This is a genomic window from Paenibacillus sp. 102, from assembly GCF_039549175.1.
Classification (GTDB): Bacteria; Bacillota; Bacilli; order Bacillales; family Bacillaceae_G; genus Bacillus_A.
Map to the genome: position 1 here is coordinate 40,790 of NZ_JBCGHT010000015.1, position 19,576 is coordinate 60,365.

At 35.7% G+C, this 19,576-nt stretch carries 21 protein-coding genes; 11 read left to right on the forward strand and 10 right to left on the reverse strand.

Annotated features, from left to right (window positions below; genetic code table 11):
• Nucleotides 1-17 precede the first annotated feature (17 nt).
• Together AAIE21_RS22945 and AAIE21_RS22950 are read left to right on the forward strand one after the other, a co-directional pair.
• A complete protein-coding gene (locus AAIE21_RS22945; RefSeq protein WP_343268888.1) occupies nt 18-146 on the forward strand; it encodes a spore coat protein B in 129 nt (42 codons plus the stop codon).
• Nucleotides 147-310: 164 nt separating this feature from the next.
• Nucleotides 311-1,084, forward strand: coding sequence for a DUF4931 domain-containing protein (locus tag AAIE21_RS22950; protein WP_343268889.1), 774 nt, complete (start codon nt 311-313; stop codon nt 1,082-1,084).
• 27 nt (nt 1,085-1,111) lie between these two features.
• Here AAIE21_RS22950 and AAIE21_RS22955 read toward each other — a convergent pair whose 3' ends face one another.
• On the reverse strand, nt 1,112-1,645 hold the full coding sequence (locus tag AAIE21_RS22955; protein WP_343268890.1) for a transglycosylase SLT domain-containing protein: 534 nt from the start codon (nt 1,643-1,645) through the stop codon (nt 1,112-1,114).
• A 270-nt stretch (nt 1,646-1,915) separates the two neighbouring features.
• On the opposite strand from AAIE21_RS22955, the gene AAIE21_RS22960 reads away from it, so the two are divergent.
• Nucleotides 1,916-3,568, forward strand: coding sequence for a DUF2334 domain-containing protein (locus AAIE21_RS22960; RefSeq protein ID WP_343268891.1), 1,653 nt, complete (start codon nt 1,916-1,918; stop codon nt 3,566-3,568).
• 111 nt (nt 3,569-3,679) lie between these two features.
• On the opposite strand, the gene AAIE21_RS22965 is transcribed toward AAIE21_RS22960, so the two are convergent.
• The 3 genes from AAIE21_RS22965 to AAIE21_RS22975 form a co-directional block, all read right to left on the reverse strand.
• The gene (locus tag AAIE21_RS22965; protein ID WP_343268892.1) at nt 3,680-5,188 is read right to left on the reverse strand and encodes a DL-endopeptidase inhibitor IseA family protein; all 1,509 of its coding nucleotides are present in this window, start codon (nt 5,186-5,188) and stop codon (nt 3,680-3,682) included.
• Nucleotides 5,189-5,394: 206 nt separating this feature from the next.
• Nucleotides 5,395-6,159 carry a TatD family hydrolase gene (locus AAIE21_RS22970; RefSeq protein ID WP_343268893.1) on the reverse strand — a complete coding sequence of 255 codons (765 nt, stop codon included), beginning with the start codon at nt 6,157-6,159 and terminating at the stop codon, nt 5,395-5,397.
• A gap of 1,005 nt (nt 6,160-7,164) precedes the next feature.
• The gene (locus AAIE21_RS22975) at nt 7,165-7,521 is read right to left on the reverse strand and encodes a YxeA family protein (RefSeq protein WP_343268942.1); all 357 of its coding nucleotides are present in this window, start codon (nt 7,519-7,521) and stop codon (nt 7,165-7,167) included.
• A gap of 271 nt (nt 7,522-7,792) precedes the next feature.
• Between AAIE21_RS22975 and nirB the strand changes: the two genes are divergently transcribed.
• The 5 genes from nirB to AAIE21_RS23000 are packed head-to-tail and all read left to right on the forward strand — an operon-like array spanning nt 7,793 to nt 13,161.
• Nucleotides 7,793-10,198 (forward strand): nitrite reductase large subunit NirB, encoded by a 2,406-nt coding sequence (nirB, locus tag AAIE21_RS22980; RefSeq protein ID WP_343268894.1) that lies wholly within the window; start codon nt 7,793-7,795, stop codon nt 10,196-10,198.
• 12 nt (nt 10,199-10,210) lie between these two features.
• Nucleotides 10,211-10,528 (forward strand): nitrite reductase small subunit NirD, encoded by a 318-nt coding sequence (gene nirD, locus AAIE21_RS22985; protein ID WP_343268895.1) that lies wholly within the window; start codon nt 10,211-10,213, stop codon nt 10,526-10,528.
• A 59-nt stretch (nt 10,529-10,587) separates the two neighbouring features.
• Nucleotides 10,588-12,012: a uroporphyrin-III C-methyltransferase gene (locus AAIE21_RS22990; protein ID WP_343268896.1), complete on the forward strand. Its 1,425-nt coding sequence runs from the start codon at nt 10,588-10,590 to the stop codon at nt 12,010-12,012.
• Nucleotides 12,009-12,719, forward strand: a complete 711-nt coding sequence (locus tag AAIE21_RS22995) for a sirohydrochlorin chelatase (RefSeq protein WP_343268897.1) — start codon at nt 12,009-12,011, stop codon at nt 12,717-12,719. The genes AAIE21_RS22990 and AAIE21_RS22995 overlap by 4 nt, the downstream gene beginning before the upstream one ends.
• The gene (locus tag AAIE21_RS23000) at nt 12,712-13,161 is read left to right on the forward strand and encodes a precorrin-2 dehydrogenase (RefSeq protein ID WP_343268898.1); all 450 of its coding nucleotides are present in this window, start codon (nt 12,712-12,714) and stop codon (nt 13,159-13,161) included. The genes AAIE21_RS22995 and AAIE21_RS23000 overlap by 8 nt, the downstream gene beginning before the upstream one ends.
• A gap of 30 nt (nt 13,162-13,191) precedes the next feature.
• Here AAIE21_RS23000 and AAIE21_RS23005 read toward each other — a convergent pair whose 3' ends face one another.
• From AAIE21_RS23005 to AAIE21_RS23015, 3 genes are all read right to left on the reverse strand, one after another.
• Entirely contained in the window at nt 13,192-14,028 is an 837-nt protein-coding gene (locus AAIE21_RS23005; RefSeq protein WP_336453762.1) for a YitT family protein, read from the reverse strand.
• Nucleotides 14,029-14,147: 119 nt separating this feature from the next.
• Complete coding sequence (locus AAIE21_RS23010; protein ID WP_343268899.1) at nt 14,148-14,477, reverse strand: PH domain-containing protein; 330 nt, start codon at nt 14,475-14,477, stop codon at nt 14,148-14,150.
• A 163-nt stretch (nt 14,478-14,640) separates the two neighbouring features.
• Complete coding sequence (locus AAIE21_RS23015) at nt 14,641-15,618, reverse strand: LacI family DNA-binding transcriptional regulator (RefSeq protein WP_174102604.1); 978 nt, start codon at nt 15,616-15,618, stop codon at nt 14,641-14,643.
• Nucleotides 15,619-15,924: 306 nt separating this feature from the next.
• On the opposite strand from AAIE21_RS23015, the gene AAIE21_RS23020 reads away from it, so the two are divergent.
• Nucleotides 15,925-16,020, forward strand: coding sequence for a DUF3948 family protein (locus tag AAIE21_RS23020; protein ID WP_018767156.1), 96 nt, complete (start codon nt 15,925-15,927; stop codon nt 16,018-16,020).
• 71 nt (nt 16,021-16,091) lie between these two features.
• Here the strand turns inward: AAIE21_RS23020 and AAIE21_RS23025 are convergent, their stop codons facing one another.
• Nucleotides 16,092-16,697: a lysophospholipid acyltransferase family protein gene (locus AAIE21_RS23025; RefSeq protein ID WP_343268900.1), complete on the reverse strand. Its 606-nt coding sequence runs from the start codon at nt 16,695-16,697 to the stop codon at nt 16,092-16,094.
• Nucleotides 16,698-17,034: 337 nt separating this feature from the next.
• Between AAIE21_RS23025 and AAIE21_RS23030 the strand changes: the two genes are divergently transcribed.
• Nucleotides 17,035-17,130: a DUF3948 family protein gene (locus tag AAIE21_RS23030; protein WP_343268902.1), complete on the forward strand. Its 96-nt coding sequence runs from the start codon at nt 17,035-17,037 to the stop codon at nt 17,128-17,130.
• 50 nt (nt 17,131-17,180) lie between these two features.
• Here the strand turns inward: AAIE21_RS23030 and AAIE21_RS23035 are convergent, their stop codons facing one another.
• Nucleotides 17,181-17,342 (reverse strand): YrzO family protein, encoded by a 162-nt coding sequence (locus AAIE21_RS23035; protein ID WP_343268903.1) that lies wholly within the window; start codon nt 17,340-17,342, stop codon nt 17,181-17,183.
• Nucleotides 17,343-17,370: 28 nt separating this feature from the next.
• Nucleotides 17,371-18,339, reverse strand: a complete 969-nt coding sequence (locus AAIE21_RS23040; RefSeq protein ID WP_343268904.1) for a DMT family transporter — start codon at nt 18,337-18,339, stop codon at nt 17,371-17,373.
• 138 nt (nt 18,340-18,477) lie between these two features.
• On the opposite strand from AAIE21_RS23040, the gene AAIE21_RS23045 reads away from it, so the two are divergent.
• The gene (locus AAIE21_RS23045; RefSeq protein WP_343268905.1) at nt 18,478-19,344 is read left to right on the forward strand and encodes a LysR family transcriptional regulator; all 867 of its coding nucleotides are present in this window, start codon (nt 18,478-18,480) and stop codon (nt 19,342-19,344) included.
• Nucleotides 19,345-19,576 lie beyond the last annotated feature (232 nt).

Sequence of the window (19,576 nt, forward strand, 5' to 3'; positions counted from 1 at the left end):
ACAATAAAAAGGGGCAAATGAATATGAAGAAAGCCATTTTTACACTCATAAGTACAATCCTTGCACTACATGCACTGAAAAATAGAAAAAAGAAACAAAATGAAAACACCTTATATTATCCATACACATTATTACAGAAAAAATAAAAGACAAGATACCCTTATGCAATTAGGATATCTTGTCTTTTGTTTTTTATTAAAAATTGCTGTTCCTTCTATCCTTCCCACCATACAGGATTTCCCTGCCCCTTTCACGAATATAATAGACGGGAATTTCACACATATATATATTTTCAAAGGGGCATATACGAATGGATACACAACAACTTTATTTTTTAAATGATATTGGAAAACAAAAACCAGAAAGTATTCGCAACAAAAGCACCGCTTGTCCTTTTTGTGATACAGAAAACCTCACTGACATTTTAGAAACAGAAGACTCTATCATCTGGTTAAAAAATAAATTTCCAACATTGAAAGATACGTTTCAAACAGTTCTTATCGAAACGGATAATTGTGATAATCATATCGCAACCTATACACAAGAACATATGCAAAAATTAATTCGCTTCTCAATTAAACATTGGCTCGCTTTAGAAAAGAGCAATGAATTTACTTCTGTTATTTTATATAAAAATCATGGTCCATTTTCAGGCGGAAGTTTGCACCATGCGCATATGCAAATTATCGGAATGAAATATGTAGACTACCTAGAAAACATAGCACCTGAAAACTTTCAGGGCGTAACCGTAAAAAAAGACGAACAGATCGAACTTAATATTTCTACACGGCCAATTATAGGCTTCACCGAGTTTAATATTGTCATTGAAGACATGCAATCGGTCGATATGATGGCACATTATATTCAACAAACGGTGCGTTACATACTAACAGATTTTCATAAAGGGTGTAGCAGCTATAATTTATTTTTCTATCACCTTAATGAAAAAATCATTTGTAAAGTGGTTCCACGTTTTGTTGTTTCACCGTTATATGTCGGGTATAAAATCCCACAAGTTTCTACAAAGCTAGAAGATGTGAAGCAGCAACTCGCACAATATTTTATACAAAGGAGCTTTTTCTAATAGAAAAATAGAGTAGGTGCCTAGCACCTACTCTTTCATTATTCCTTTATTTCGATAGTACACGTCCTCTAGCCCAACGTTATACTTCATATTTTTATCGGTCCACTCAGGTCCTAAATTACCTGGCCATCCAGATGTATTTGCTATATATTTTAGTAATTGGAAATCCGTCAAACCTTTTTCCACACCTCTTTTATACCCTTTCATTAAATAAGGCATGGCAATTTGGGCATTTGTCCGCGGATCTTTCAATTGCTCGTCCGTTAAGTTATCAGGAGCAAGTCCCCCGCCTCGATGTAACTGAAACAATCCAAAAGAAGTACCATTGTCTCCAATACTTCGTGGGTTCAAACGACTTTCATGCTCGGCAATTGTAAGAGGTATCCATTCTGGAAGATTTACTTTCTTTGCTTCTTCAGTAATAATTTGTTTCATTTGTTTTGCTTCCTCTGAATCAACATACCTTGCTTGATTCATCGATTTTTCCATTCCTTCAGACTCTCCTTGGAAATACAAATACATCCCAAGAACAACTAAAAATCCTACAAAGAATTTTTTCACTACCTCTACCTCTTTCTCTGCTGAAATTTGTCCCCTTTCAGCCCTTCCTTACAATTACCTGCATTCTATTACTCTTCAATCATACCAGACAACCATCTACCTTCACATCATTCTTGAGACTGATTTTCTAAGAAATAAACCGTGAAACATAATAAGGAATGTAACATTCTTTCATGTGTAATTTCTTCCAATCCCTATTTCAAATGGATTCCATCTGTCCCGTTATATATAATTAATTGAATTCTATTTACAGAATAGGAGACTGACCATATGAAAAGAAAGTTATTACTCTTTCTCACCATTTTACTACTCGTTCCTATCCATACTTCTGCTCAAATAACAAAAGAGCCAAAAGTACTAGTTTTATATAGCACAGAAGACGGACAAGTTACAAATAACATTCAAATTTTAAATACGCTACTCGGACACTTTACAGATAATGTGACACTGAAAAATGTAGATCAATCAATGGAACACATCGCGAATTCCTCTTATACACATGTCATTTACATAGGAGATAAAAAGGAACACTTGCCCGATGAAGCAAACCAATTTTTAGAAAACTTTTCCGGTTCCTTATTATTTCTCGGGAAAAATATAGAACAATTACCAAATCGTTTTTCCTTTATTACACTTAAGGAAGAGGAAGTACAGATCCGGAGCTTGCAATACCCTACACGTCATCTCAAAAGCAGCTTGCACGAAGAGCGTTTGATTCAACAATTTGATACAACAGGAGAACCTCCAATTGCATATGCAATTGGTTCAAACGGTATGTATCCCTTTATCGTCAAACAAAATCAATCATACTACGTAGCAACATCCCAGCTTTTTGATTGGACATCTCATTATGTTGGTGAAATGCTCTTTTCTTACTTTGGCCAACAGCCAGTAACTAGTAAACATCGTGCTTATTTACGCTTAGAAGATGTACACCCAGCAGCTGATCCGAAACAATTACAAACAATCGCTAAATTATTGAAGGAAAAGAATATACCTTATATGATTGCTGTCATCCCAGTATATAAAGATCCAAACACAGGGAAAACAATACATTTCCAAGATAAACCAGAGTTAGTAGATGTGTTACGTTTTATGCAGAGTAACGGTGGTTCTATTATTATGCATGGTTATACTCACCAATTTTATGATAGTGAAACCGGAGAAGGATTTGAATTTTGGGATATAAAAACGGATCAACCTATCCGTTATCCGAATCATGAAACGCCAAAAACAAGACGGGATTTCAAGTCAGAGGAAGCTTATGACAAATACATGAAAAATGCTAAAAATTTCGAAGAAGCTTATATAACAGAACGAATCGAAAAAGGAATTGAAGAGCTTACATTAGCTAAATTATACCCACTCGCTTTTGAAGCACCGCACTATGCGATATCACAAAAGGGGTATGAAATATTATCACGTTACTTTTCAACTTATGTAGGGCAATTACAGTTAGAGGATACAACATGGAAGGCTATGCACGCCCCAGCCTTTCCAAGTAAGCCATCCTTTTTACACGGAATGAATCTACTCCCTGAAACTGTCGGATTCATAGAACCTAATCAGCCCCATGCAGCTTCTAAGATGAAAGAACATGCCCTATCGGTCACAAAACTATCAGATGGTATCATTGGAGCTTTTTATCATCCATACTTAGGTATCAAACCTTTAAAAGATTTATTAAATGAGCTAGAAACAATTCCAAATATAGAATGGATCGATTTACAAAGAGAATCAAATGAAGTGAAGATGAAAGATATCCATATTACCTCTAATAAAGATGGTATCCATATTGATAAACCTTTTTCCTTAAGTGACACGATTGAACCTCTGAAAAAGTATGGTTTTTTCCTCATACTTGGCATCATCATGATTGTATTTCTTTTATTAGTACGACGGGCAAAGCGACTTGAATCATAAAGTGAAATTTTAATCAGTGGGGGGTCTTCATCCTCTGCTGATTATTAACCCTCACCAATCGGGCTTTTACGGGATAAAAAATACCAAGCACAGATTTGTGCTTGGTATTTTTTATTCCAAATCAAAACGAGGCATTTTATTTACTATCCATTGCTTATTCTCGTAGATGAATTCTATTTCTACTTCTTTTTTCGCACCTTCATAGTCATTATACGTTTCTGCCGTCGCCAAGATTTTTCCGTCTTTTAGCTTAGCGGAAATAATTTTTGTATATTTAGTCCCCGCTCCTGATCCTAAATCTCCAACAACATAGTGCATCTTTCCACCTATTTCTTTTACGTATTCACTTTTCATATACTCCGTAATGAAATCCTTTGAGAAATAAATAGCTAATGATGTCTCTAATGCTGTCTTCGTATTATATGCAGGAGGTTTTAATTCTCCATATGAAAAACGGTCTACTGGTTTCGTATTCTCTGGTAATGCTGAAACTGAAATTTTAATAATCTCTTGTTGAGCGTTAACTACCTTTTGTAGTAGTACATCATCAGATGGCTTTTTCTCTTGCTTTTCATTTGATTTTTTTGTATCAAGATTTAGAATTAGACCATTATCTGTATACAAATACATATCACCGGCTATAAAGTATAAATAAGATTTAGATGGTTCCACCGCCCCATCATAAATTTGTTTCTCATTCCCACCATTAATCTTTCTTTTATAAACACCATCTTTTTTTAAGTAATAAAAGGAATCTCCTTTTATATTCATCTTTAACGCATCTTTTATTTCCAGTGTCTCTTTATTTTGTTTAAGATCTAACTCATAAATACCATTATCTCGTTTTTGATCATCTAAACTTACCGAAAAATCTACAATTGCATATAGTTTGTCTTTATTGTATGTACCACTAGATATTTCTGCAAAACCTTCCTTTGACCAAGTTTGGTCACCTTTACTTACTTGTGTGCCACGAAATTTATTCCAGTGCACAATATTATCATCAATCGTTTCAGCCCAACCAGATGTTTGAATCGGTGACTCCTCTTCTTGTCCTGTTTTCAAATCCAATTTCACAATCCCTACAATATCAAATCCACCGTGTTCAGAATACTTTTTCTGGTAGAATAACGATTGATCCTTTATGTAAACATAATTTGTATTTGTTTTCAGCGTATCTAATTTTTTTGTAGAGATATCATATTTCATTAAAGAAGGCATTACATTTGTATTTTTGTCCTGATCCCAATGGATAAAATATAAAGCTTTATTTTTTATATTTATATAAGAAGCGTTTACTCCTTTTATGACAAGATCTGATGTTTGAAATTTATCTTTCGTACGATAAATGCCCCCTGTATCTTTATCACCATTAACCGCATAGTAGATCCAATCATCACTCTCAGCCATTTTCCCTTTATTAGAGATATTTCCAACTGCATTTCCTCTTTTTTCATCTTCTTTCATTTGTTCCTTTACTACTGAATCAACTTGTTCTTCTTTTGTTTCTTGCACCATACTTGTAGTCGAAGTTTTCTTCTCTGTTCCACATCCCAATACAGAAATTGACATAGCTGCTGTCATAATAGTAACAGCCATTTTTTTATATACTCTCCCCACTCTTTTTCCCCATTTCCTTTTATTAAAACTTCAATGTATATTATAAATTATAGAAAATAATAGAAATAATATCCATATACTTCAGATAAAGTGAAACTTTAATCGGCGGGGGTTTTCTTCATCCCCCACCGATTATTAGTTGAACCAATCGGGCTTTTATGGGCAGTTGATGCGGGATAAAAAAGGATAGAGATTTTTCTTTGCCTCTACCTTTTCCTATAAAACTGAACTGTATTTTGATATATTTGCTCTGCAACCTTATCTATAGAAATATTTTTTATCAAGCTAATTTCTTTTAACACATCTCTAATCATAAACGGATGTGTCATAATACCTGCTTGAAATTCCCAAGGACCATCTGTTTCGACCATCATGTACTCTATGGGATAAAACGATACAATCTTTCTGATTTTCTCCTTCTGTAAAACATCCGGTGTAATTGAAATATAGTATCCCTTTTGAATCATTCGCTCCATCGTTTCTTTACTTCCCTTAAACCAATGAAAATGCGCACGTGAAATCTTATACTGCTCAAGTAGATCACATACAATGTCAGCATCTTCATAAACTGCATGTAACACAATTGGTAAGTCGTACCTTTTTGCTAAATCCACAAATTTCTCCAATATTTCTATATGAGGCTCTATTACAATACCTTTCTTTTCTTGATGTAAATAATACGGTAAGCCCACCTCACCTATCGCAACAAGCCGTTCTACATTTGCTTCAATTAATTTATAAATTTCTTCGCATTCTTTTTTGTTAATTTCCTGCTCTGGATGAAATCCAAGTGCCGGATATACAAATGTATGTTGCCCCGCTAAAAACAGTGTTTGTCGACAAGAACGATAGTTCATGGACACCGCAATCAAGCCAGCAATCTCAGTACTTCTTTTCACATCATTAATTAGTTTCATTTGCTCTTTATGCTTATATTGATCCAAATGGATATGACTATCAATCCACTTCATTTCTGTCACCTCTCTTATCTATATAAATCCAATTTGATTTTTCAACATATAAATTACGGCTATGAAAAAGAAAAAGAGACTTCCACTCATTTCCTCTTTCTGTTTTCACATGGCATAGGGCTAAAAAAGGCACTGACCGCTTCTATCCACCGGCGGATCCTCTCTACCATCTAAAAAGAATGGTTTTATGTCGTTTTTTCAATTCTTATTTATATATTTTAATGCACTGCTCCAAATTAAGGACAATAAAAAAACAAGAAGTGATCTCCTTCTTGTTTTTATCATCTATATATATCCATTTTCATTTTCAAGCACCTAAATCGCGTCCATGAAAACAAAAAAAGATTTTCACTCGCTTTCTCCTTTTGTTCTCACGTGGCATGGGAGCAAAAAAAGGCACTGACCGCTTCTATCCAGCGCCGGACGCTCTCTTCCACCTATAAAGAATGGTTTTATGTCAGTTTTTCAATTTGTATTTATCTATATTATTTAACAATTAAATTTGTAATGATATCAAAAAGTCCAATACATATGGCAGCTACAGTAAAGTAGCTACAGAAATCTTTTGCCTGAAACTTAACTACTTCTTCTTTTCGCATCCCATTCTTCTCCCTTCTCAATATCTCCCTAATTTCTTATCTTTTTTTATTATGCAAAAAATATGACAAACAAGCCATCGAATTAACTTACGTAAACCTTACAATGTTGTAAGGTTTAAAAAAATGGCCTCATCTCATAAAGAGAAGAGACCTATTCAATCATTAGTTGGTTTTCAAACATTCATCATCATTTCAGACAGAAAGTTGTATGTTCAAACTTTCTACTTGTATTGTAATAGAATTCGTAAATGCCAACTATCGAATTACCTTACATGTACCTTACAATATTGTCATGAATAATATCACTTTTAACAAATTAACTATAATCGTAAACTTCTGTTTTTTAAATTTATATATAATAAAAAACACTGTAACATACTCAATGTAACAGTGCTTTACAATAACTTTACCTCATCAACAAAAGCTTACTTCTCGCCTGCACAGGAATACTTTGAGCATCTATCTCTACGAATGATTCACCATAACGTCCTTTTGCGAAAATCTTCAAAGGTTCATCTCTCTTTAACATATGTTTTACAGTTTTCTTTATCGTTTGTTTTCTTCCTTTTTCATCGTAAGCGACAAATTCATATTCGTACCAATCATTACCAACATGCTGACCAATACCATTTACAATCGTATAATATTCTTTCGTTTTATAAAATGGATTATATTTATCAATTACTGGTCCAAGCTTTGTTGGTAGCAGTAGTATAATTGCTACGACCGCCGCAATTACAGTAGCTATTACTCTCTTTTTTATTCTTCCCCGCCTCAAGGTAACTTCCTCCTCCACACAATTATGTGTAGCTTTCTATAAGCTTATTTTAAAGAGAATCATTTCATTCTGCTATTGATTCCTATTACATTTCCCTTACATTTTTGTAAGAATCCAAGTGGAATTTTATATTATTTTTAACAATTTGTGAACCCTCCAAAACTGTGATAAACATCACACCTTCTATTTTCCAAAGATTCTATAATACAAGTATAAAAGTTTGTTAAACATTTCACATTTAAGAGGGGAAATGAATATGAAAAAACGTTTAGTCATGATCGGAAATGGTATGGCTGGTATACGCTGCATCGAAGAGACTTTAAAGCAAGATCCAGGGCTTTATGATATTACTATTTTTGGTGATGAACCTCATCCAAACTACAACCGCATTATGTTATCTCACGTCCTACAAGGAAAAACAAATATACAAGATATCACTATGAACGAATTCAGTTGGTACGAAGAAAATGATATTACACTGTATACAAATGAAAAAGTAATAAATATTGATCGGGAAGAACAAGTCATTGTTACAGAAAAGAACCGTATTGTTATGTACGATAAGCTTATTATCGCAACAGGGTCTAGTGCTTTTATCTTACCTGTTGAAGGTTCACAGCTTCCAGGTGTAACAGGATTTCGGACAATTGAAGATACACAATTTATGATGGATGCTGCTAAACAATATAAAAAAGCTGTTGTAATAGGCGGTGGATTACTTGGTTTAGAAGCTGCAAGGGGGCTTATTGACCTTGGCATGGACGTACATGTTGTCCATTTAATGCCTCACTTAATGGAGCAACAACTTGATGCAAAAGCTGCTTCATTACTGCGTGAAGATTTAGAGGCACAAGGCATGCAGTTTCTTATGGAAAAGAAAACAGTGAAAATTCTTGGTACTGACCATGTTGAAGGTATTCAATTTGAAGATGGCAGTGTTGCAGAATGCGACTTAATTGTAATGGCTGTTGGGATACGTCCAAATACACAGTTAGCGAAAGATGCTGGTTTACTTGTGAACCGCGGCATCGTTACAAATGATTATATGCAAACAGATGATGAATCAATCTATGCAGTTGGTGAATGTGCAGAACACGACGGTATTGCCTATGGTCTTGTCGCTCCTTTATACGAACAAGGTGCCATATTAGCAAAACATATAACGAATTCACAAACAAATGGATATGCAGGTAGTATTGTTGGTACACAACTTAAAGTTGCCGGATGCGATTTATTCTCTGCCGGACAAATTTATGAAGATGATAAGACAAAAGCAATTTCCATATTTGATGAGCGTACACGTTCCTATAAAAAGGTATTAATTCGTGACAATAAAGTCGTTGGCGTTGTTTTATATGGAGATACCGTTGACGGTACACGGCTCTTTAGCATGTTGAAAAAGGAAGAAGATATACAAGAATACACACCAGCCTCTCTTCTTCATAAAGCTGGTGAAGAAGGCGGACTTGATGTTGCAAGTATGAGTGCTGACGACACTGTTTGTGGATGTAATGGTGTTACAAAAGGAAAAATTGTTCATGCCATCCTAGAACAAGACTTAACAACTTTTGAAGAAGTAAAAGGATGCACAAAAGCTGCTGGATCATGTGGGAAATGTCGTCCACTTGTTGAACAAATTTTATCTCATACACTCGGGGATAGCTTCGATGCATCTGCTCAAAATGTAGGTATGTGTGGATGCACAACTTTATCGCGCGACGAAGTTGTCACAGCGATTCACGAGAAAGGTTTAAAATCGCCAAAAGAAGTACGAAATGTCCTTGGTTTTGCACATGAAGATGGCTGTTCAAAATGCCGCCCTGCATTAAACTACTATTTACGTATGGTACGCCCAGAAGAATATGCAGATGATAAATCATCCCGCTTCGTAAACGAAAGAATGAACGGTAATATTCAACATGATGGTACATTCTCTGTTATTCCTCGTATGTACGGCGGCGTTACTACTGCAGATGATTTAATGAAAATTGCCGAAGTTGCGAAAAAATACGATGTACCGCTCGTAAAAATAACAGGTGCAAGTCGAATCGGCTTATACGGCGTTAAAAAAGAAGACTTACCAAAAGTTTGGGCTGACCTTGATATGACTTCAGGTTATGCTTATTCGAAATCTCTTCGCAATGTAAAATCATGCGTCGGCTCTCGCTTCTGCCGCTTTGGTACAAAAGATTCATTAGGGCTTGGTATGCTACTGGAACAATCGCTAGAAATGGTAGATACACCTCACAAAATGAAAATGGGTGTAACGGGTTGTCCACGTAACTGCGCGGAAGCATTAACGAAAGACTTCGGCGTCGTTTGTGTTGAAAATGGATTCCAACTTTATATTGGTGGTAACGGTGGTACAGAAGTTCGTGAAGCTGATTTTGTCATGATTGTCCCTACGGAAGAAGATGTGCTTCGCATTGCCACAGCTTATGTACAACATTACCGCGAAACTGGTATTTACGGTGAACGAACAGCTCCTTGGGTGGAACGAATGGGCTTAGATCACATAAAAGAAATACTGCAAGATAAGCAAATGGTCGCTATGCTAAATGAACGTTTCCAAAAAGCGCGTAACACATATGAAGAAGCTTGGGGACAAGCACTAGAAACTCAGTCACTAAAAGCCATGTATGAAGTAGAAACTGTAAAGTAAGGAGCGATCTACATGTTACAAACGAAAGAGAAAATAAAAATAATGCGTGCCGAAGATCTTCCCGTACAAATCGGTAAAGAAGTGCGAATAAGGGATTTGTCCATCGCCTTATTTCACCTTTCAAATGGTGACATTCGTGCTGTAGAAAATCGGTGTCCTCATAAAAATGGGCCTTTGGCTGAAGGAATTGTTTCTGGAGAATTTATCTTCTGTCCGTTACATGATTGGAAAATTTCCTTAATAACAGGTGAAGTTCAAAAACCTGATGATGGTTGTATTCAAACATATGAAGTAGAAGTTATTGATGGGGATATTTATATATATATGTAACTTGTACAGGAAATCCCTTTTGGGGTTTCCTTTCAAGTAAAAATAGATGAGGTGTAGAGATGAACGGATACGTATATTTAGTTGGTGCAGGGCCTGGTGATGAAGAACTTATTACAAAAAAAGCAATAGATTGCCTAAAAAAAGCAGATGTTGTTTTATATGACCGCTTATTGAATCAAAATTTACTTCGCTATACAAAGCCAACATGCGAACTCGTTTACTGCGGGAAAATGCCAACAAATCATATTATGCGACAAGAAATGATTAACGCGCATTTAATTCAGTCTGCCAAAGAAGGTAAAATTGTCGTCCGCTTAAAAGGCGGAGATCCCTCTATTTTTGGGCGCGTTGGTGAAGAAGCTGCAGCTTTAGCAATGGAAAATATTCTATATGAAATCGTTCCAGGTATTACATCTAGTATTGCCGCTAGTGCGTATGCCGGCATCCCTCTTACCCATCGCACCTATAGTAATAGTGTAACTTTGTTAACTGGTCATACCAAAGGAGCCATTAGCGACCAAGTCAATTACAGCGCCCTCTTAAACAGCGATACAATTGCCTTTTACATGGGCATTAAAAACTTGCCAGTAATTTGCGAAAATTTATTGGAAACAGGAAGAAAAAAAGATACACCAGTAGCAGTCATTGAATGGGGTACAACGGGAAAACAACGAGTTGTTACAGGTACATTGTCCACAATCGTTGATTCTGTAAAGAAAGAACATATTTCAAATCCTTCGATGACAATTGTTGGTGAGGTTGTATCTTTACGTAAACAAATTGCTTGGCAAGAACGCAAATCACTACACGGAAAAAAAGTTTTATTTGCCTCTGCAACAAACAAAACAAGTATACTAGCACGAAAGTTACAAACAAATGGAGCAGAAATATATCAAATACCAACTTTCAAAAAGCAGGAATATCAGTTAACATCCGATCAACTCTGTGAAATATTTAAAGCCGAGCGCCTTGTTTTCTGTTCACCTGAAAGTGTAGCAATCTTATTACAATCATGTGCGCAGCATCAAAAAGATATTCGCTCCTTACAAGCAACACTACAACATATGAATCGTACTACTCAAAAAGCACTTATGCAGTATGGATTATTAAGCGAATCAGCAAGATTCTCTACCGAAACAACTATTTACTTAGGACGAAATATTAACCGCATTGCCATCATTCAAGAAAAAATAGGTGCGGGTTCTCATATTATGACGCATGAATATCAAATTGATCATCGTTTTGATGAAGTTCATACACGTACACTGACTGAATTCAAATGGGATAGTATTGTATTCGAAGGACGTGCTGCAATTGATACTTTTATAACAGAAGTAAATCGCCTCGGGTTCATGGATATTCTTCATTTACCATTCTCATATGCCGACGAACCAACTCTGCAATATGCAAATAAAGTCGGATTCCATAATATCGATACTCAGCTGCAAGCTATCATCGATGAGAAAGAAGTGGTGGCAGGGTGAAAGGTATCGTTTATATTGGACATGGTAGCCGATTACAAGAAGGCAACGAACAGTTCATTCACTTTGTTAGGTCCGTTATAAAAGAACGAAGCGAAAGCATCCAAAAAATTGGATTTCTTGAACTAACCACACCGACTGTACAAGACGCAATTGTAGAAGCCATCCGAGACGGTGCGACTGAGGTTTTAATTGTCCCTGTTTTATTATTTGCAGCAGCCCATTATAAATGTGATGTCCCTTTTGAAATTGAAAAAATAAAAAAGCTCTATCCACACATTGCATTTTCAGTTGTACCACCTTTTAGTACGCATCCGCTTATGATTGAACTTGTCGTAAAACGAATACGTGAAGCTATGCCAATGCAAAATAGTGAAATCTTACTTGTCGGTCGTGGTAGCAGCGATTCTCAACCTATACATGAATTAAAACAAATTGGAGCAGCTGTCGAGCAAAGGCTTTCCTTGCCAGTTTCCTGCTCCTTCTTAACAAAGGGAACACCTTCTTTTCCTGATGAACTCAATGAAAAGGCAGCACACGCAAGGCATGTATATGTCATGCCTTACCTGCTCTTCACCGGTTTATTACTTCAAAAAATAAGTCGGTATGCAGAAAAATACGCAAACGCTACAACTTGTAACTGTCTTCAATTTGATTCCTATATGAAGTCCGCTTTATTAGAGCGAATGGAGGAACATGTACATGCATAACATCTATCCTATTATGTGTAATCTTGAGGGCAAAACGGTTGTAATTATAGGTGGTGGAAAAATTGCATATCGAAAGGCGGCTGGATTAAAAAATACAGGAGCTTTTGTCACTGTGGTGAGCCCAAATATTTGTGAAGAAATGGAGTCTCTTTCCTACATTATGTGGAAACAAAAACCATTTTCAGAAGAAGATATTAAAGGTGCACACCTCATCTATGCGGCAACAAATCATCACGATATAAATATGATGGTCAAACAAGCTGCGCACGATTTCCAATGGGTGAATGTTGTAAGTGATGGAAAAAAATCATCCTTTCATACCCCCGCAGTTATTCGCAGTGATGAATATGTTATAAGCATATCCACTTCGGGTAAAAGCCCATCCTTTGCAAAACGAATAAAAGAAAAACTAATGAAGATTCTTCCTCAAATTATAAAATAAAAAAGATGAACGAATCCCTCGTTCATCTTTTTAGCTTGCTTTAAAACCACCGCCAAGTACATCTCGTACGTCATGAATAACAACAAACGCATCTTCATCCACGTTACTGATTACTTGTTTTAATTTCACAAGCTCTTGCTTATTAATTACGACATATAGTACTTCTTTATTTTTCCCAGTATAGCCACCGCGTCCTTCTAAGACAGTCACACCGCGTGTCATATGTTTCGTAATCGTTTCACGAATTAAATCTGGTTGACTTGATATAATTGTAACTGCTGTTTTCGTATTAATTCCTTCCACAATAAAGTCGATTACTTTTGCTCCGACAAATACTGCAACGAGCGTATACATTGCTTTTTCTTGTCCAATGATAAATACCGATCCTACAATTACAACAATATCAATAATAAGAACACCTTTTCCAACGCTCCACCCTAAATATTGATTCGCTAATTGCGCTAAAATTGCTGACCCTCCAGACGTACCTCCCGCTCGGAACATACAGCCTAATCCAATACCAACAAACACCCCAGCAAATAAAGCTGCTAATAACGTATCGCTATTTACCCTGTGTCCAATGTGTTCTGTAGCATATAAAAACAAAGAGGTTTCTACAATACCAAGGATTGTGTAAACCATCGTTTTTTTATCAAAAAATTTATAACCAATAGCTAATAGAACCGCATTGAATACAAAGTTCATAATCCCTGGTGACCATCCAAATAAATAATAGGTGACGACTGTTAAACCGATGATTCCACCTTCCGATAAACGATTTGGAATCGCAAAATAGTTAATACCAATCGCAAATAATAATGAACCAATTGTAATTAATGCAATTTCTTTCATTCGTTGATTAAACATAAGTTGTAACCTCCCTCCATTTGACATTGTATCACTATCTTACAGAGGCATAGAAATAGTTTTTACCACACTCTTTTTTCTTATAACATTTATATAATTATGTTTACATAAACGTCTGTTTAGTTATTCAAGTTCGCTCTAACAGCATCAACAAACTTCTTCACGTTCCCTGCCTGAATATACTTAGCCATCAAAACCTCACTATTATAGATAAACACTAACTGCGGAAACATTTCTATGTCATCTATGCAACAATATGAATATTCTTCATATGTTATAGGATAATACAGGCATTTCCCATAAAAAAGAATTCGCTTATTAGTAGCAACAAATATACCTTGTTGATATGAAATGGTGAAGTTATCTTTCTCAAATATTCCTACCACAAAAGATAAAATTTGTTCATCAGATTCTAAATACTCTTTAACATTCAATAATAGTTTTTTCATGAATATTCCCCCAAATTCAATTCATTGTCATAACACTTGAAAAGAATCCATGGATTACTACATAACCGGTGTAAATCAGTTATAAAGTATGAAACGCGTTCCCAGTCAAAACATTTTTCAAAAAAATAATCCGTTATGTGTCATTACACATAACGGATTTCAACTACACCGTAGAGCGTTCTACCAACTTATAGGGAATTTCCACTTTTTCTTGTTTCCGATCATCATTGCTTATTTGTTTATAAAATAGTTCAAAGGCACTTTTACCAATCTCTTTCACATGTTGATCAATTGTGGTGATTTGTAACACTTGGGAAATGGGTTGATTATCAAAACCAATAATCGCCAAATCCTGCGGAACATTTATGCCTAACCTTTTAGCTTCTGTCATAATTCCAATAGCAACTTCATCTCCAGCTACTAACAACGCTTCAGGAGAATTCTCCATCTCTTTTAACTTATGTGCGACCCTCACACCATCTTCTAATGTAAAGCATTCCGTAAAGATTCGCTTTTCGATAATTTCTTCATCTATCAGTTGTAAGGCTTGCTTATAGGCCTCAAATCGCTTTTTACTACTAGCTCCTTGCTTCCTCCCTGTGCAATATCCAATTTTTTTGTAGCCTTTCTTGATCAAATAATTCATCCCTAATTGAAAAGCCCCAAAATGATTTATATATACGCTGGATATGCCAAAAACGTCAGTCTCTTCACAGGCAATAATCGTTCCATAAGAAGCATAGTGCTTAATTACATCCCAATCATTCGCACGTGAACAAATTATAATACCGTCTAGTTGTTTTGTTTTCAACATATGTAAACTTTCTCTTTCTTCTCGCTTGTTATAATTTGTTTGACAAAGAAGAACTCGGTAATTATGAGCTAATGCCCCTTCCATAACTCCTCCAACAATCCTATCGAAATGCGGATGGTCAATATAGGGCAAAATCACACCAACAATATTCGTTTTTCCTTTTGATAAATGAACCGCATTTGCATTTTGTGAGTAATTCAATTTCTCCACTACTTCTAGAACTGCTTGCCGTTTTTTCTCACTTACGTATGGATGGTCATTCAACACTCGTGAAACAGTCGTAACGGAAACACCAGCTAGCTTTGCAATATCTTTAATATTAGCCATATGTTCACCTCTCCCTTTAACTTAATGAATTCCATGAGTCTGTGTCAAATATACCTAACATTACAGCTCCGTATCGTTTTCTTACAAAAGTGTAATCCTTCTGTAAGCTAATTCGATAGTTACTTCTCTCTACATTTCGTACAATTAAGTCAGAAAGTAACAAGCAATCATTCGAAAAGGAGCGGATACACATGATGAACAAAATGAAATCAAACAAATTCGTAAATACAATGAGCATGGTGTTATCCGCTCTTGTCGACGCAAAATCAGTTGCTCATTCATTAAACAAGTAAGGAAAGATTAACTATGAACAACATTACTTTTAACAAATTAGATTTTATTGGACTAGCTAGTGGCTCAGCTCTTCTTACAGCTTTCATTTATGCTGCTACGCTTCTATAATTTTGTGTCCCCTTCCCCTTTATATAAATAGTAATTAGAAAAGACGACCGTCTATGCCCGGTCGTCTTTTCCTACTTGTTATTTCTTTGTAATGTTTCTGTTAGTTCTTCGAATGTTTCGTTCAATCGATCTGTCATCATTTTCATTGCTGTTTTTCGATCTACTGTCTCTCCTGCTTCTACTTGAATCGGATTACCAAAAATTAATTGTGCTCTTTTTCCCTTAATTAATTCTTTTACACTCGATGGTCCAACATAAGCTGCTGGTATTAAAGGAACATTAGAACGCATCGCAATCGTAACAGCTCCTGCTTTCAAAGAAGCACCCTCTGTCGATCTCGTCCCACTTGGAAAAATCCCTACTACCTTACCATCTTTTAATAAACGAGATGGGATTTTCAGTGTACTTGGTCCTGGATTTGCACGATCTACCGGAAAAGCATTCACATTCTTAAAGAACCAATTTGTAAACTTACTTCCAAACAGTTCTTTTTTCGCCATATAATGAATTTCCGTTGGGTACATCCCAGCCGCTAACATTAAAACATCCATAAAGCTCGTATGTGTACAAGCAACAACATATGGTCCACCTTCAGGTAAATTTTCTTTCCCTTGTACTTCCACTTTCCCAAAAATCTTAAATATATATTTCAACAAAAATGTAATTAGTTTATACATTCGTTTCGTTCCCTTCTAAAAATCCAAAGTTTAATCATATCTTTAAAACAATTATAACACTAACTTTTAGTAGTTGGTAATAAAATTAAGTATTAATTTTTAAAATTTGATTCTTACAAAAGTGTAATCTTACTGTAAGCTAATTCGATAGTTACTTCTCTCTACATTTCGTACAATTAAGTCAGAAAGTAACAAACAACTATTCGAAAAGGAGCGGATACACATGATGAACAAAATGAAATCAAACAAATTCGTAAATACAATGAGTATGGTGTTGTCTGCTCTGATCGATGCGAAATCAGTTGCTACTTCATTAAACAAGTAAGGAGAGATTATGATGAACAACATTACTTTTAACAAATTAGATTTTATCGGACTAGCTAGTGGCTCAGCTCTTCTTACAGCTTTCATTTATGCTACTACGCTCATTTAACTTTGTGTCCCCTTTCCCCTTTATATAGATAGTAATAGAAAGACGACCGTCTATGCCCGGTCGTCTTTCTTATGATGCTTTTTTTTATGTAATTCTTTTAAAAGCTGTATCATTTCTGCTTGTTGTTTTATCTTCTTACGACCATTTCGATTAATCGCTGCCAGCTCACAGGCAATTCCAATCGCAAAGAAAAACAATAGACTCTCTAACATATAAAAAATCCTCCAACTGCATTATCTATTAGACAGCTCGGCGCAACGGCTCCTCTTGTAAAATGTTCTTATTCTTGGTTTCTTCTTTACGCTGACATACGTTATTTCGAATAAGAGCTGTAATAACAAGTAATGTTCCTACTATATCAAAAGTTGTTATTTTATACCCTTGCATCATCATAATGACCAATGTAGTAATGGGCACAAAGTTAATAAATAAAATCCCATTAATAGATGATAAAATTTTCACACCGTAGTTCCAAGCAAGTAGCGCTACAATACCTGGTAATGTCATCATAAATAATAAATCGTACTTGACGATAGAAATCGTTTCCGTGCTCGGTACTGGCACATACCCTAACAGTGTAATGCTCATCGTTATAACACCTGTTACAGCGGTACCAAATACACATGTCAATGTAGAATAGCGAAGTGTCGACCAGCCACTAAATGATTGGCCACCCATCGTGTAGATTACCCATCCCACAACACCAATAAAAATAAATACTAACGAAAATAGATTATCTTTCAATGTAAGGAAGAAACTCATATCACCTTTTGTAATCACAAAAACAGCTCCAATAAAAGCAATAACCATACTTGTCATCATGTACTTCTTCGGCTTTATCTGCTTATATCCCCATAGAATACCAATTGAAATCATCGGCATAAGCGCCTCCATAATAGACGCTACCATAACGCCAGGTTTCCCCATCAACATTTGACCTAAGAAAATAAGCACATTATATACAGTAAACGCCATCGTTCCGAAGAAGACGAGTAGCTTCCCTTTCCCTTCTAAACGAAATGCCTGCTTGCCTTCTTTCATCAATAATAATAAAACTAATACTATCGCTACTGCCCCATAACGAATAAACGAAAAGTAAAATGGATCTATATACTCTAGTGCATGATCTGCAACTGGAAACATCGCTCCCCATGACATGCTTGCAATTAAACATGCCAGTGCACCTATTATCATTTGACCTTTTCTCACCGTAATCCCCCGTTTCTATGTAATTCTCGCTGCATTGCACAATGAGAATTGTAAAAGAAAAAATATATCACGTAAAATGATTCAAAATGATGCTATCTATCACTTATAATGATATTTGACAACAAGGGGGAATGCGGAATGGAACTACGAGATTTACAAATTTTCCAAAGTGTTGCCGATTATGGAAGTGTTAGCAATGCCGCAAAGGAATTAAATTATGTGCAGTCTAACGTGACAGCTCGTATTAAACAACTAGAAAATGAATTGAAAACACCGCTCTTTTATCGACATAAACGAGGTATGACATTAACTGCAGAAGGAAGAAAGATGCTCACTTACGTCAATAAAATTTTGCAAGATGTCGATGAACTAAAACAAGTCTTTTTAGATAGCAGTGTACCATCTGGTATTTTAAAAATCGGTACAGTCGAAACAGTAAGTACATTACCTACCATCCTATCTTCTTACTACAAAAAGTACCCAAACGTCGATTTATCGCTACAAGCTGGTTTAACAGAGAAACTTATGAGAAAAGTAATTGATCATCAATTAGATGGTGCTTTCATATCAGGACCCATTAAACACCCACTATTAGAACAATACGATGTTTGTACTGAAAAGCTTGTTCTTGTCACAAAAAATAAAGCTTTTCATATAGAGGAGTTTATTACAACACCACTTCTTGTCTTTAACCAAGGATGCGGCTATCGTTCCAAACTAGAACGCTGGCTCAAAGATGAAGGATTGCTTCCAAAAAGAATTATGGAATTTAACATACTAGAAACGATTTTAAACAGCGTTGCATTAGGGCTTGGGATTACTCTTGTTCCAGAATCCGCTGTTAAGCACCTTTCTACTATAGGCAAAGTTCACTGCCACCCGATTCCTGAAAAATATGGGAGCATTTCAACAGTCTTTATACGGCGGAAAGATACCTATCTGACCAACTCAATGAAGAGTTTTTTAAAGACAATTGAAGAGCACCATCATATCAATATGCTTTAAGAGACACTCTTACACGAATTTCTTTTTTTCTTACAAAACTGTAATCCTCCCGTAAGCTAATTCGATAGTTACTCCTGCCCACATTTCATATAATTAAGACAGAAACAAGGGCAACAACAATTCGAAAAGGAGCGGATACGCATGATGAACAAAATGAAAACAAACAAATTTCTAAATACAATGGGCATGGTGCTATCTGCTCTAATCGATGCAAAAGCGGTTGCTACCACTT

Excerpts from the sequence above, each read along its gene's own strand:
- AAIE21_RS23015 (WP_174102604.1), bottom strand. The coding sequence starts at position 15,618 with ATGGCTAATATTAAAGATATTGCAAAGCTAGCTGGTGTTTCCGTTACG.
- AAIE21_RS23010 (WP_343268899.1), bottom strand. The coding sequence starts at position 14,477 with ATGAAAAAACTATTATTGAATGTTAAAGAGTATTTAGAATCTGATGAA.
- nirD (WP_343268895.1), top strand. The coding sequence starts at position 10,211 with ATGTTACAAACGAAAGAGAAAATAAAAATAATGCGTGCCGAAGATCTT.
- AAIE21_RS22990 (WP_343268896.1), top strand. The coding sequence starts at position 10,588 with ATGAACGGATACGTATATTTAGTTGGTGCAGGGCCTGGTGATGAAGAA.
- AAIE21_RS23035 (WP_343268903.1), bottom strand. The coding sequence starts at position 17,342 with ATGTTAGAGAGTCTATTGTTTTTCTTTGCGATTGGAATTGCCTGTGAG.
- AAIE21_RS23025 (WP_343268900.1), bottom strand. The coding sequence starts at position 16,697 with ATGTATAAACTAATTACATTTTTGTTGAAATATATATTTAAGATTTTT.
- AAIE21_RS23005 (WP_336453762.1), bottom strand. The coding sequence starts at position 14,028 with ATGTTTAATCAACGAATGAAAGAAATTGCATTAATTACAATTGGTTCA.
- AAIE21_RS23045 (WP_343268905.1), top strand. The coding sequence starts at position 18,478 with ATGGAACTACGAGATTTACAAATTTTCCAAAGTGTTGCCGATTATGGA.
- AAIE21_RS22960 (WP_343268891.1), top strand. The coding sequence starts at position 1,916 with ATGAAAAGAAAGTTATTACTCTTTCTCACCATTTTACTACTCGTTCCT.
- AAIE21_RS22945 (WP_343268888.1), top strand. The coding sequence starts at position 18 with ATGAATATGAAGAAAGCCATTTTTACACTCATAAGTACAATCCTTGCA.
- AAIE21_RS23030 (WP_343268902.1), top strand. The coding sequence starts at position 17,035 with ATGAACAACATTACTTTTAACAAATTAGATTTTATCGGACTAGCTAGT.
- AAIE21_RS23000 (WP_343268898.1), top strand. The coding sequence starts at position 12,712 with ATGCATAACATCTATCCTATTATGTGTAATCTTGAGGGCAAAACGGTT.
- AAIE21_RS23020 (WP_018767156.1), top strand. The coding sequence starts at position 15,925 with ATGAACAACATTACTTTTAACAAATTAGATTTTATTGGACTAGCTAGT.
- AAIE21_RS22950 (WP_343268889.1), top strand. The coding sequence starts at position 311 with ATGGATACACAACAACTTTATTTTTTAAATGATATTGGAAAACAAAAA.
- nirB (WP_343268894.1), top strand. The coding sequence starts at position 7,793 with ATGAAAAAACGTTTAGTCATGATCGGAAATGGTATGGCTGGTATACGC.
- AAIE21_RS22970 (WP_343268893.1), bottom strand. The coding sequence starts at position 6,159 with ATGAAGTGGATTGATAGTCATATCCATTTGGATCAATATAAGCATAAA.